This window comes from Mesorhizobium sp. LjNodule214, from assembly GCF_964252735.1.
Lineage (GTDB): Bacteria > Pseudomonadota > Alphaproteobacteria > Rhizobiales > Rhizobiaceae > Mesorhizobium.
The window spans coordinates 1,553,312-1,567,002 of record NZ_CAXUPE020000002.1; the positions used below are offsets into that span (position 1 = coordinate 1,553,312).

The window sequence follows — 13,691 nt, forward strand, 5'->3', positions numbered from 1 at the left end:
CAAATCGTTCGAGGAGAAATGGAGCGGCGTAAAGCACGCTCCCAACAAATGGGAGGAAGACGATGAGGAATTTCCGCAACATCAGCATTTTAGCAGGGCTGGCGCTGAGCGTATCCGCCATGGCGTTGAATGCCTACGCATCCGAACCGACCGTGCAGCCGGCGCCGGCGCAATTCCCCGCCGAAGGGAAAATCAAATATGTCGCGCGCGACTCCATCCTGGAGTTCAAGGCGCTGCCCGAGTACCACGAACCCGACTGGGTCACCGAGAAATACGTCAAGGCCGGCAAGCTGCCGCCGGTCAAGGATCGGCTGCCGAAGGAACCGCTGGTCTTCAAGACCGGCAACATGCCTGACGGCATCGGCGTCTATGGCGATACCATGCGCCATGTCATCGGCGGCCGGCCGGAAGGCTGGAACTATGGCGCCGGCCAGACGCAAGGCTGGGGCGGCATCGATATCGGCCTGTCCGAATGCCTGACCCGCACCGCACCGCTGTTCCAGGTCGAGGCCAAGGACACCGAACCGCTGCCGAACCTAGCCAGGAGCTGGGACTGGTCGAAGGACGGCCACAAGTTGACCATGCATCTGATCGAAGGCGCGAAGTGGTCTGACGGCGTTCCCTTCAACGCCGACGACCTCATGTTCTACTGGGACGACGAGGTCGTCGACCCCAATGTCTCGCCGCTGAACGGCGCCACCCAGGAAACCTTCGGCGTCGGCACGACCTTGAAGAAGATCGATGACTACACCGTCGAATGGACCTTCAAGGATGCCTTTCCGAAGCAGTACCTCTACGCCATGGCCTACGGCACCTTCTGCCCCGGCCCGGCGCACATCCTGAAGCCGCAGCATCCGAAATACTCGAAGAACACCTACGAGCAGTTCAAGAACGCCTTCCCGCCGGAATACATGAACATACCCGTGATGGGCGCCTGGGTGCCGGTTGAGTACCGCCCTGACGACATCGTCGTCATGCGCCGCAATCCCTACTATTGGAAGGTCGACGAGAAGGGCAACCAGCTCCCTTATCTCAACGAACTGCATTACAAGCTGTCGACTTGGGCCGACCGCGACGTTCAAGCGGTTGCGGGCTCAGGCGACTTCTCCAACCTCGAACAACCGGAGAACTTCGTCGCTTCACTGAAGCGTGCGGCGGATAAGGATGCGCCGGCTCGCCTTGCCTTCGGCCCGCGCCTGATCGGCTACAATCTGCGCATGAATTTCTCGGCCAATGGCTGGGGCAACCCGGACGAACGCGGCCAGGCTGTCCGCGAGCTGAACCGCAACGAGGACTTCCGCAAGGCCGTCACCATGGCGCTCGACCGCAAGGCCCTCGGCGACTCGCTGGTCAAGGGTCCGTTCACGGCGATCTATCCCGGCGGCTTCTCCTCGGGCACCAGCTTTTATGACCGCAATTCGACCGTCTACTATCCATTCGATCTCGAAGGCGCCAAGGCGGAACTGGCCAAGGCAGGCCTGAAGGACACGGATGGCGACGGGTTCGTCAACTTCCCGGCTGGCACCGCCGGCGGCAAGAATGTCGAGATCGTCATGTTGGTCAACAACGACTACACCACCGACAAGAGCCTTGCCGAAGGTGTCGTCGGCCAGATGGAAAAGCTCGGGCTTCGGGTGGTGCTGAATGGTCTGAACGGCACCCAGCGCGACGCCTCGCAATATTCCGGCCGCTTCGACTGGCTGGTGAGGCGCAACGACCAGGAGCTGACGTCTGTGGTGCAGAACACCGAGCAGCTTGCTCCCGTCGGCCCGAAGACCAGCTGGAACCACCGGGCGCCGGAAAGCGGCGAGGTCGACCTGATGCCGTTCGAGAAGGATCTCGTCGACATCGTCAACAAGTTCGTCGCGTCCGACGACAATGACGAGCGCGCCAGCCTGATGAAGCAGTTCCAGAAGATCTCAACGGAACATGTCTACACGGTCGGCCTGACCGAATATCCGGGTGCGCTCATCATCAACAAGCGCTTCTCGAACATCCCGCAGGGAACGCCGATCTTCATGTTCAACTGGGCTGAGGACACAATCGTCCGCGAGCGCGTCTTTGTCGCCGCCGACAAGCAGCAGAAATACGAACTGTTCCCCGAGCAATTGCCCGGAAAGCCCGGGGACAAGGGTACGACGAACTGAGTTTCCTCCCTGACTGCGAAGTTCCCCGGCCGCGCCGCGGCGCGGCCGGGGTCAAGGATACCTAAACCCGATTGCAAGGAGGAGAAACGGTCCGATGCTGCGATTCCTGATGATACGCATAGCATCCGCGATACCAGTTCTCGCCATCCTGAGCCTGGTCACCTTCGCCATCATCCAGGCGCCGCCGGGCGACTACGCCGACTACATCCGCTCGCAGCTCATCAACCAGGGCGGCGCCTCCTTCGCCGAGGCGGACGCGCAGGCGCAGGCGTACCGGATCGAGCACGGTCTCGATAAGCCGATGCCGGTCCAGTATTTCAACTGGATCACCGGCATCGTCACCCGCGGCGATTTCGGCTACAGCCTCTATTACAACAAGCCGGTCGCCGACGTGGTCGGCGAAAGGCTGCCGCGCACGCTGCTGCTGGCGCTGGTCTGCCACCTGCTCGCTTCGGTGCTGGGCATCACATTCGGCATCTGGGCGGCGACCCGGCAGTACAGCTGGATCGACAGCGCGCTGTCGGCTGTCTCCTTCCTCGGCATGACGGTGCCTCGCTTTCTGATGGCGCTGATCATCGTCTATCTGCTGGTCTTCCAGTTCAACGTGTCCGAGATCGGCAGCTTCTTTTCGCCGCAATATGGCGGTGCGCCGTGGTCTTGGGCGAAGTTCGTCGACCTCGTCAAACATGTCTGGCCGGTCGTCGCGATCGCCACTTTCGGCGGGCTCGCCTACAACATGCGCGTCATGCGCGGCAATCTGCTCGACACGCTGAACGCGCAATATGTCGAAACCGCCCGAGCCAAGGGCCTGAGCGGCAGTGCGGTGGTCATGCGCCATGCGGTGCCCAATGCGCTGCATCCTCTGGTCATGTATCAGGGCGTGGTGCTGCCCTACATGCTCACCGGTGAGATCGAGACCGCGATCATCTTCGCCCTGCCGACCGTCGGTCCGGCGATCGTCGGCTCGATGGCGGTCGGCGACGTCTATGTCACCGCGACCTTCATGATGGTGCTGTCGGCGACGCTGATCGTCGGCAACATCATCGCCGACATGCTGCTCGCCCTGCTCGACCCCCGCGTCCGCCAATACGGAGGGGCCTGAGATGCTTGCGCGCGAGCCCTCGCTGCCGCCACCGCCCGAAGTATCGGTCGAGAATGAGAAACGGCCACACGGCAATGAGAGCTATCTCGCGCTCGTCTGGCGTCGCCTGAAGCGATCCTGGACCGGTATGGCCGGGCTCATCCTGGTCGTGCTGCTGGTGCTGATGGCGGTGTTTGCCGATTTCTTCGTACCCATGGACCCCAAGATCACCGACATCGGTTTCGCCCCGCCGCAGATGATGAGCTTCCACGACAAGGACGGCAATTTCGTTTTCCAGCCGCGCGTCTATGCACTGGCGGATTCCGAGGAACTTGACCCCGTCACCTTCCAGCCGGTCGTCGGGGCGGACTATGACCATCCGCGCCTGCTCGGCTTCTTCGTCAGGGGCGCGGACTACAGGCTGCTTGGCCTGATCCCCGCGAACCGGCACTTCTTCGGCTCGACCGACGGCCAGCCGGTGCATTTCCTCGGCACCGACAAATTCGGCCGCGATGTGCTGGCCCGCGCCATCTACGGGTCGCGCATCTCCTTGATGATCGCGCTGACCGTGGTCTTCATCGTCACCGTGATCGGCACGACCGTCGGTATGGTGTCGGGCTATTTCGGCGGTACGTTCGATGTCTGGGTGCAGCGCTTCGTCGAACTGGTGCTCGCCTTCCCGCAATTGCCGCTCTATCTCGCGCTGACATCGCTTGTCCCGGTGACGGCGCCGACCAACGTCTTCCTCGCCTTCGTGATCGTCATCATGTCGGCACTCGGGTGGGCGCAGATGTCGCGCGAAGTCCGCGGCAAGACGCTGGCGCTGGCCCGCATCGACTATGTACGCGCGGCGATGGCGGTCGGCGCCACCGATCGCCGCATCATCATGCAGCATATTTTCCCGAACGTGATGAGCCACGTCATCGTCGCCGTCACCCTGGCGATCCCGAGTGTGGTCCTGCTTGAATCGTTCCTGGGTTTTCTCGGTTTCGCCGTAAAACCGCCGCTGATCTCATGGGGTCTCATGCTGCAGGACACCGCGACCTACTCGGTCATCGGCACCTACCCCTGGATCCTGGCCCCCGTCGGCTTCGTGCTTGTCACCGTGTTCGCCTTCAACGCGCTTGGTGATGGGCTGCGCGATGCAGTCGATCCGTATTGAGGGGATGTGATGGTTGTCGCGCTCGTCAATTCCTTCGCACCGCCTGTCCGGCTCGACCATGCCGGGCGTTCGGAAAACCCTGTCATCGATGCCCGCAGCATCGCCGTCGACTTCAAGGTCGAGGACGGCATGGTCCAGGCCGTCAAGGACATCTCCTTCCAGCTCTATCGCGGCGAGACGATCGCCATCGTCGGCGAATCCGGGTCGGGCAAATCGGTGACGGCGCGCACCGTCATGGGCCTGTTGTCGAAGCGCGCGGTCGTGTCGTCGAAATCCACCGTCGAATATGACGGGCAAAACATCCTGAAGTTCTCCGAGCGGGCCCGGCGCAAGCTGCGTGGCGACCGCATTTCGATGATCTTCCAGGAACCGATGAGCTCGCTCAATCCGATCTACACGATCGGCAGCCAGATCGTCGAAGCAATCCGAGTGCATCGCAAAACGAGCCGCAGGCAAGCCGAGGCACGCGCGCTCGAACTTCTGCAGCAGGTGCAGATCCCCGACCCCGCGGCAAGGCTGAAACAATATCCGCACCAGCTTTCCGGCGGCCAGCGCCAGCGTGTGATGATCGCCATGGCTTTGGCCAACGATCCGGACGTGCTGATCGCCGACGAGCCGACGACCGCGCTCGACGTCACTGTCCAGGCACAGATCCTCAACCTCATTCGCAACCTGCAGCAGAAATTGCGGATGGCGGTGATCCTGATCACCCACGACCTGACCGTGGTGCGCAAGTTCTCCGACTATGTCTACGTCATGCAGCACGGGGCGATGTGCGAGCACAATGTGACGGAGAGGCTTTTCGCCAATCCGCAGCATCCATACACACAGCACCTGCTTGGGTCCGAGCCGCGCGGCCAGGCCAATCCGCTGCCGGAAGGATCCGGCATCATTCTCGATGCCAAGAGTGTCCGCGTTTCCTTCATGCTGCGGCATGGCACCTTCTTCAAGCCCGACTGGCGCGAGCTCGTCGCCGTCGACAGTCTCGACCTCACCCTTCGCCGCCACGAGACGCTGGGCCTGGTCGGCGAATCCGGATCCGGCAAGACGACTTTCGGCGAGGCGCTGCTCAGGCTCAACAATGCCACCAGCGGCGAGATCCATTTCGACGGCCAGCCCATCCACGGCCGGTCGCGATCGCAGATGCGGCCATTGCGCTCGCGCATGCAGGTCGTCTTCCAGGATCCGTTCTCATCGCTCAACCCGCGCATGACGATCGGCCAGATCATCGAGGAAGGGCTGATCGTCAACAGCATCGGCGCCACCAAGAACGATCGCATCGAACGGGTACGCGATGCACTGGTCAGCGCCGGCATGCCGGGCAATATCCTGTCGCGCTTCCCGCACGAGTTTTCCGGCGGCCAGCGCCAGCGCATCGCCATTGCCCGCGCCATTGCGCTGGAGCCCGAATTCATCGTGCTCGACGAGCCGACATCGGCGCTGGATCTCTCGGTCCAGGCGCAGATCATCGAACTGCTGCGCAAGCTGCAGCGCGAACGGGGCCTCAGCTACCTCTTCATCTCGCACGATCTCAAGGTCGTGCGGGCGCTATGCCACCGCGTGATCGTCATGCAGCACGGCAAGATCATGGAAGAGGGTCCCGTCAACGAAGTTCTGTCCAATCCCAAAACCGCTTACACGGAACGGCTCGTCAAAGCCGCTTTCGAGGTAGCCTGATCGCATATGCCGGAGACTGTTATGGCAAGAAATCCCAAGATCGCATTCATCGGAGCTGGCTCCACCGTTTTCATGAAGAACATCGTCGGCGACGTGCTGCAGCGTCCGTCATTGTCCGGTGCAACGATCGCGCTGATGGACCTCAACCCGCAGCGCCTCGAAGAAAGCGCCATCGTCGTCAACAAGCTGATCTCGACGCTCGGGGTAAAGGCCAGGGCCGAAACCTATACCGACCAGCGCAAGGCGCTGGCGGGTGCGGATTTCGTCGTCGTCGCCTTCCAGATCGGCGGCTACGTGCCCTGCACGGTCACCGACTTTGAAGTCCCAAAGAAATACGGCCTGCGCCAGACCATCGCCGACACGCTCGGCGTCGGCGGTATCATGCGGGGCCTCAGAACCGTGCCGCACCTGTGGAAGATCTGCGAGGACATGCTCGCCGTCTGCCCGCAGGCGATCATGCTGCAATATGTGAACCCGATGGCGATCAACACCTGGGCGATCGCCGAGAAATATCCTGACATCAAGCAGGTCGGCCTCTGCCATTCCGTGCAGGGCACGGCGATGGAGCTCGCGCATGACCTCGACATCCCCTACGAGGAAATCCGCTACCGCTCGGCCGGCATCAACCACATGGCGTTCTATTTGCAGTTCGAGCATCGTCAGCCGGACGGCTCCTATCGCAACCTCTATCCGGATCTCGTGCGCGCCTACCACGAAGGCCGTGCGCCGAAGCCCGGCTGGAACCCGCGCTGCCCAAACAAGGTGCGCTACGAGATGCTGACGCGGCTCGGCTATTTCGTCACCGAAAGCTCGGAACATTTCGCCGAGTACACGCCCTACTTCATCAAGGAAGGGCGCGAGGATCTGATCGAGAAATTCGGCATCCCGCTCGATGAATATCCGAAGCGCTGCATCGAACAGATCGAGCGTTGGAAAGGGCAAGCGGAAGCCTACCGCTCAGCCGACAAGATCGAGGTCGAGCAGTCGAAGGAATACGCCTCCTCGATCATGAATTCGGTGTGGACGGGCGAGCCGTCGGTGATCTACGGCAACGTCCGCAACAATGGCTGCATCACCTCATTGCCCGAAAATTGCGCGGCCGAGGTGCCGTGCCTCGTCGATGCCTCCGGCATCCAGCCAACCTTCATCGGCGCGTTGCCGCCGCAGTTGACGGCGCTGATCCGCACCAACATCAACGTGCAGGAACTGACGGTCGAGGCGCTGATGACGGAAAACCGCGAACATATCTACCACGCGGCGATGATGGACCCGCACACGGCGGCCGAGCTCGACCTCGACCAGATATGGTCGCTGGTGGATGAACTGCTCGCGACGCATGGCGACTGGTTGCCCGCCTGGGCGCGCAAGGCACGCGGGGTCCGGGCGGCCTGACATTCGCCACCAATGACACCGGCTGGTCCCTGCCGCCCTGCGTCGCTGTAAACGCATGGCTGGTTGGGATCAGCCCAATTCCAGGGTCGTGATCCCGAACACCTTTGACGAGGCAATCCGGGGCACGCCTCCCCGGTACATGCGGGTCGTCGTGAAGCCAGGTGACAAGCCGCCCGCCTGAAGCGCGGCGATGAAACCGCTACTGGCCGCCGGCACGTCGATGTGAAGCGCATCCCCCGCCATCGGCGCTGCCAGCGCCCCCAGCAATTGCAACGCGACGTGCGTATCGTCGGCCAAGAGCGGTCCGACCTTGAACCCCTCCCTGCACTGTCGCGCCACGCCATAGCCGGAAACGCCTGCTGAATTCATCGCCACGAGCGCAATGCGCGGCGGCTGCAGCCAACCGCTGAGGAAAGCTTGCCGTGGCGCCGGGAAACATTTGCGGTCGTAAGCCAGGATGTCGGCTGTGTGCTCGGCTGCCACAGGTCTGATGCTACCGCCGCCGGCGAGGCCGGCGACGCACCCGCTGTAGCGGACGGTCTCATAGGCTGGCACGAACCCCATGCGCCGGTAGTTGGCCCGCTGCTCGGCGACGCCGTCGAGCCCGACGCTGCGATTGCCGAGCCGCGCCATGCCGGCGTCCCAGACCGCCTTGCCATGCCCCTCGCCGCGCCTGTCCGGGCGGCAGATATAGAGGCCGATGAAGCCGAAGCCGGCGCCATAGGCGACGGCCGAAATGCCCGCCACCATCTCGCCGTCGACAAAGGCGCCGATGAAACCTTCTGGATCGGCTGCCTGGAACACGGCAGCATCGTCGAAACCGGGATTCCAGCCCTCGCCCGCCGCCCAGTCGACAAGGGTTTCAACCTCGGTTGAGGTCAGGGTCCGGATCGTTCGGGGCATTGCGATCACTCGGCGGCGACGGCACCAGGGGCAAAGGATTCCAATGCGCCACGATAGGGCTTTACCAGCGGGTTTGCATAGGCGCCGCGTTTGGATGTCGACAGGCCAAGTGCAATCAGCGCCTCTGCCTGTTTGACGGCGGCGCCGACGCCATCGATCACCGGAACGCCGAACTCCCGCTGCAGCTCTGCCGCGAGGTCGGCCATGCCGGCACAGCCGAGCACGATCGCCTCGGCGCGATCCTCGTCGAGCGCGCGCGCGATCTCGCCGCGCAGTTTCTCGCCCGCGCCCGAAGCCGGATCCTCGAGCGCTAATACCGGAATGTCGGCGGCCCGGACTCGCGCTCGGCCCGCCATGCCGTAGCGCAGCACCAGCGCCTCGACGGGAACCCACGACCGTTTGGTCGTCGTCACCACGGTAAACCGCTGGGCGATGAAGGAAGCCATGCTAAATGCCGCCTCGCAAATGCCGACGACCGGGATGTTGGCCATGGCGCGCGTGGCATCCAGCCCGGTGTCGTCGAAACAGGCGATGACCGCCGCCTGCGCGCCCGAACGCTCGCCGGCGGCGATTTCCACCAGCAGGCCCGGCACGGCAAGCGCCTCGTCATAATAGCCTTCGATCGACACCGGCCCCATCGACGAGGTGACGGCGACGATTTCTGTCCGCGCCCCGGCGACAGATCGCGCGGCGGCACCGATCGTTTCGGTCATGCTGGCCGTGGTGTTCGGATTGACGACAAGGATCTGCACTGCGGTTCTCAAGCCCTTGCCCGGCGGCGGCCGACATAGAGGATGGCGCCGAGCGTCAGCAGGATCACCAGGAAGGAGAACACGGTCGTCACCGTGCCCAGCGCATAGAGCACTGGCGTCGTCACATTCGTCGTCATGCCGTAGATTTCGAGCGGCAGCGTGTTGAACGTGCCCGAGCTCATCAGCGTGCGCGCGAACTCGTCATAGGACAGCGTGAAGCCGAACAGGCCGACGCCTATCAGGCTGGGCGCGATCATCGGCAGCACGACATGCGCGAAGGTCTGCCAGGAAGACGCGCCGAGATCGCGCGCGGCTTCCTCATAGGCCGGCGAGAAGCGGTTGAAGACGGCGAACATGATCAGCACGCCGAAAGGCAAGGTCCAGGTCAGATGCGCGCCGAAAGCCGATGTGTACCAGGCCGGGCGGAAGCCAATCTGCTGGAAGACGACGCCGATGCCGAGGCTGATGATGATCGACGGCACGACGAGGCTGGCGACAGCCAGATAGAACAGCGCCGTCGAGCCACGAAACCTGCGGCGAAAGGCGAGGCCAGCCAGCAGCGACACCACCACGGTGACGACCATCACCATCACCCCCAAAACCAGGGATCGCCTGAAACTGCCGCCGAAATCGCCGACCGCCTGGCGCTCGAACAGATTGGCGAACCAGTGCAGCGACACGCCATTGAGCGGGAAGGTCAGGCCGCCATTCTCGCCCTGGAAGGACAGGATGAGGATCGCCGAAAGCGGGCCATAGAGGAACAGCACGAAGAGGGCGAAGAACGCCGCCAGCACATAGAATTCGAGGGTGCGCTTCTCGTGGCTCACGTCAGAGCTCCTTGCGGATGTCGACGATGCGCAGGATGCCGGCGACCATCAGCAGCACCAGCACCAGCAGCACGACCGCGTTGGCGGCCGCGGCCGGATACTGCAGCAGCGACATCTGGTTCTTCATCATCAGCGCGACCGAGGCGCTCTGCCCGCCCGACATCACCTGCACTGTCGAGAAATCCGCCATCACGAGCGTGACGACGAAGATCGTGCCGATCGCCATGCCGGGCTTGGCCAGCGGGATGACGACGTTCCACAGCACCTGCCAGCCGGAAGCGCCGGCATCGCGCGCGGCCTCGAACAGCGAGCAGTCGATGCGCATCAGCGTGTTGAAGATCGGCGTCACCATGAACAGCGTGTAGAGATGCACCATGGCCAGCACGACGGCGAATTCGGAATAGAGCAGCCATTCGATCGGCTTCGGCACCAGTCCCATATGCACCAGCGTCGAGTTGATCAGCCCGTTGCGGCCAAGCACCGGGATCCACGAGATCATGCGGATGATGTTGGAGGTCAGGAACGGCACGGTGCAGACCAGGAACAGCACCATCTGCATGGCCGTGGTGCGGATATGGAAAGCGAGGAAATAGGCGACCCAGAAGCCGATGAACAAGGTCAGCGCCCAGACGATGACGGCGAATTTGATGGTGTTAAGATAGGTCTTCCAGGTGACCCAGGAACCCAGCACATCGGAATAGTTGGTGGTCAGGAAATCCGGATACATGGCCGCGAAGTCGTAGTCCCAGAAGGAGACGACGACGATCATGATGATGGGCAAAAGCAGGAACGCGCCAAGGATCAGCGCCAGCGGCGCCGACTGCAGATAGGGCGCGACGGCGCCGAGCGAAAAGCGGCGACGCTTGGCGGGCTTGGCCACCGTCGTGGCCGCAGGCTGGTCGAGAGCCACGGTCATGGGGAACAGCCTTGGCGTGTGACGGAAGGCCAACAATCCGACAGGCTGTGATCCTTCGCGCCCCCCTCTGTCCTGCCGGACATCTCCCCCAAGAGGGGGGAGATTGAACTCTCACAACTGCCTTCGCCAATCTCCAACGTTGCTAAGCCGGCTATGAAGCTGCCAATCTCCCCCCTTGTGGGGGAGATGTCCGGCAGGACAGAGGGGGGCGCGAAGGATCGCAACATCACAGTGAACGCGTCCGCTTTACGCCGCGATGAACTCGTTCCAGCGCTTCACCATATAGCGGTCCTCGTCCATGACCGAGTTCCAGCAGGCGACCCTGCCCATGCGCTCTTCGAAAGAGCCGCCGTCGCGAACCGCACCGGCCTTTTCCATGACGGTGCCGTCGGGCGCCTTGATCTCGCCCTTGGCCGGCTTGCCCTCGATCCAGTAGCCCCACTCGTCCTCGGACATGAACTTCTTGGCCGAGACCATGTTGGCCGAATAGTAGCCCTGTCGGTTGAGATAGCCGCCGACCCAGCCGGACGTGTACCAGTTGATGTATTCGTAGGCCGCATCGAGCTCGGCGCCCTTCAGATGCGCCGCCAGGCCAAGGCCGCCGCCCCATGAGCGATACCCTTCCTTGAGCGGCTGGAAGCGGCAGGGGATGCCCTTGGAGCGCACGGCGGCCACCGCCGGCGACCACATCGACTGGATCACCACTTCGCCCGACGCCATCAGGTTGACGCTCTCGTCGAAGGATTTCCAGAAGGCGCGGAACTGGCCGTCCTGCTTGGCCTTGATCAGGAAGTCGATGGTCTTGTCGATCTCTTCCTTGGTCATGTTGCCCTTGTCGGCATATTTGATGTTGCCCATGGCTTCCATGATCATCGCCGCGTCCATGATGCCGATCGACGGGATATTGAGGATAGCGGTCTTGCCCTTGAAGGCCGGGTCCATGATGTCGGCCCATGTGGTGATGTCGCGGCCGACGAGGTCGGGGCGGATGCCGAGCGTATCGGCATTGTAGATGGTCGGCACCATGGTGAACCAGTTGGTCGGCGCCTTGGCGAAGACCTTGCTGTCCTGCGCCTCGACATAGCCGACCGTGTGCGGCGCCGTGCCCTGGGCAATGACGCTATCCGGCGTCAGCTTGCCGGTTTTGAACAGCGGCACCAGCTCGTCATAATATTTCAGCTTGCTGACATCCATCGGCTGCAGCACGCCGGTGGGGAACACCTTCTTGCAGATCCAGTATTCGATGTCGGCGATGTCGTAGCTGTCAGGCTGCGTCACGGCGCGCTGGGCAGCGGCGTCGGAATCGGTCGCCGTCATCTCCAGCGTGATGCCGAGATCGGCCTTGCACTTGTCGGCGATGGCGTTGAGGTTCGACACGCCGGTGCCGAATTGGCGCAGCGTGATGTTCGACTGCGCCCAGATGGTCGGGAAGCCGGTGATGGCGCCGGTGCCGGCGGCAAAGCCGACCGCAGCGGCACCTGTCTTCAGCAGCGAGCGGCGGGAGATTCCTGTCTTCGTGTCTGTGGTGTTGGTCATGGTCAGTTCCCCTGTTCTGGTTGGTTATGCTGGTTCAGGAATCGAGACGGCCGAGAACGATCGCGTCCTCGGCGTCCCAGGCGATCGGCACCGCGTCACCGACGGCAACCGGCTTGGCGAAGAAGTCGGTGTCGTCGACGATCACCGTGAAATCCTCGATGCCGGCGCCATTGACCGAGAGCTTCACGGTCGAGCCGCGGTATTCGACGTTGGCAGCGATGCCGGTGAAGCCGAGCCCCTTGGCTGGCGGCTCACCGATGCGCACATGGTCGGTGCGGATGGCGATATCGATCGGCTCGCCGGCCTCCCTGCCCTGCCCGCTGGCGGCAAGCGAGCCACCGCCCGGCACGTCGAAGAGCACCATGCCGTCGCGGCTGCCGGTGACGCGGCCCGAGACGACGTTATGGTCGCCCATGAAGCGCGCGACGAAGGCCGTCGCCGGCCGCTCGAACACGGTGCGTGGATGCGCCGCCTGTTCGATGCGCCCGTCATTCATCACCACGATCAGGTCGGCGAGCGCCATCGCCTCCTCCTGGCTGTGAGTGACGTGGACGAAGGTGATGCCGAGCGAGGTCTGCAGCTTCTTCAACTCGGCGCGCATGCGGATCTTCAGGAACGGGTCGAGCGCCGACAGCGGCTCGTCGAGCAGCAGCGCCTCGGGGTCGGTGATCAGCGCGCGGGCCAGCGCCACGCGCTGCTGTTGGCCACCCGAAAGCTGCGCCGGACGGCGCGTCGCATAGGCCTCCATCTGCATCAGCTTCAGCATGTCGAGCGCCTTGGCGCGGCGCTCCTCCTTGCCGAGGCCCTTCATCTTCAGGCTGAAGGCGACGTTGTCGATGAGGTCTAGATGCGGGAACAGTGCATAGGACTGGAACATCATCGCCGTGCCCCGCTTGGCCGGCGGCAGGTCGGTGACGACGGTATTGCCGAGGCGAACGTCACCGCTCGATATGCTCTCGTGCCCGGCGATCATGCGCAGCGTCGACGTCTTGCCGCAGCCGGACGGACCGAGCAGGCAGCAATAGGTTCCGGCCGGGATTTTCAGGCTGATGGCCTCGACGGCGGTCGTCGTTCCATAGACTTTCGAAACGGACACGATGTCGATTTCGGCGGCTTTGGACATTCCGTTCCTCGCTTTGGTCGCATGAACCAAAGCATCATGCGTGCCAGTTGGCCGGTACGGGCTTTAAGCGTTTGAATCCTAGGAATAATCAGTTCTCGGGTCGGTTGCCTGCTGAAACGGCATCCTTGTGCAGTGCACAAATTATGGGCGATTGTTAGCGATGCAAGCAGAAATC

At 62.9% G+C, this 13,691-nt stretch carries 11 protein-coding genes; 5 read left to right on the forward strand and 6 right to left on the reverse strand.

The window, feature by feature from the left end; all coding sequences use genetic code 11:
• Positions 1–62 precede the first annotated feature (62 nt).
• The 5 genes from ACSQ3Z_RS21305 to ACSQ3Z_RS21325 all read left to right on the forward strand — a co-directional run bounded on the left by ACSQ3Z_RS21305 (position 63) and on the right by ACSQ3Z_RS21325 (position 7,459).
• Positions 63–2,147, forward strand: coding sequence for an ABC transporter substrate-binding protein (locus ACSQ3Z_RS21305; protein ID WP_436173245.1), 2,085 nt, complete (start codon positions 63–65; stop codon positions 2,145–2,147).
• 94 nt (positions 2,148–2,241) lie between these two features.
• Positions 2,242–3,249 carry an ABC transporter permease gene (locus ACSQ3Z_RS21310; protein ID WP_436173246.1) on the forward strand — a complete coding sequence of 336 codons (1,008 nt, stop codon included), beginning with the start codon at positions 2,242–2,244 and terminating at the stop codon, positions 3,247–3,249.
• A gap of 1 nt (position 3,250) precedes the next feature.
• Positions 3,251–4,390, forward strand: a complete 1,140-nt coding sequence (locus ACSQ3Z_RS21315; protein WP_436173247.1) for an ABC transporter permease — start codon at positions 3,251–3,253, stop codon at positions 4,388–4,390.
• A gap of 9 nt (positions 4,391–4,399) precedes the next feature.
• The gene (locus ACSQ3Z_RS21320; protein WP_436173248.1) at positions 4,400–6,067 is read left to right on the forward strand and encodes an ABC transporter ATP-binding protein; all 1,668 of its coding nucleotides are present in this window, start codon (positions 4,400–4,402) and stop codon (positions 6,065–6,067) included.
• Positions 6,068–6,088: 21 nt separating this feature from the next.
• Positions 6,089–7,459, forward strand: coding sequence for an alpha-glucosidase/alpha-galactosidase (locus ACSQ3Z_RS21325; RefSeq protein WP_436173249.1), 1,371 nt, complete (start codon positions 6,089–6,091; stop codon positions 7,457–7,459).
• 69 nt (positions 7,460–7,528) lie between these two features.
• Here the strand turns inward: ACSQ3Z_RS21325 and ACSQ3Z_RS21330 are convergent, their stop codons facing one another.
• The 6 genes from ACSQ3Z_RS21330 to ACSQ3Z_RS21355 all read right to left on the reverse strand — a co-directional run bounded on the left by ACSQ3Z_RS21330 (position 7,529) and on the right by ACSQ3Z_RS21355 (position 13,516).
• The gene (locus ACSQ3Z_RS21330; RefSeq protein WP_436173250.1) at positions 7,529–8,362 is read right to left on the reverse strand and encodes a GNAT family N-acetyltransferase; all 834 of its coding nucleotides are present in this window, start codon (positions 8,360–8,362) and stop codon (positions 7,529–7,531) included.
• Positions 8,363–8,367: 5 nt separating this feature from the next.
• A complete protein-coding gene (locus ACSQ3Z_RS21335; protein ID WP_436173251.1) occupies positions 8,368–9,114 on the reverse strand; it encodes an aspartate/glutamate racemase family protein in 747 nt (248 codons plus the stop codon).
• An 8-nt stretch (positions 9,115–9,122) separates the two neighbouring features.
• Entirely contained in the window at positions 9,123–9,941 is an 819-nt protein-coding gene (locus ACSQ3Z_RS21340) for an ABC transporter permease (protein ID WP_436173252.1), read from the reverse strand.
• 1 nt (position 9,942) lies between these two features.
• Positions 9,943–10,857 carry an ABC transporter permease gene (locus ACSQ3Z_RS21345; protein WP_436173253.1) on the reverse strand — a complete coding sequence of 305 codons (915 nt, stop codon included), beginning with the start codon at positions 10,855–10,857 and terminating at the stop codon, positions 9,943–9,945.
• Positions 10,858–11,103: 246 nt separating this feature from the next.
• Positions 11,104–12,393 (reverse strand): ABC transporter substrate-binding protein, encoded by a 1,290-nt coding sequence (locus ACSQ3Z_RS21350; RefSeq protein WP_436173254.1) that lies wholly within the window; start codon positions 12,391–12,393, stop codon positions 11,104–11,106.
• A 34-nt stretch (positions 12,394–12,427) separates the two neighbouring features.
• Positions 12,428–13,516 carry an ABC transporter ATP-binding protein gene (locus ACSQ3Z_RS21355; RefSeq protein WP_436173255.1) on the reverse strand — a complete coding sequence of 363 codons (1,089 nt, stop codon included), beginning with the start codon at positions 13,514–13,516 and terminating at the stop codon, positions 12,428–12,430.
• Positions 13,517–13,691: the final 175 nt, after the last annotated feature.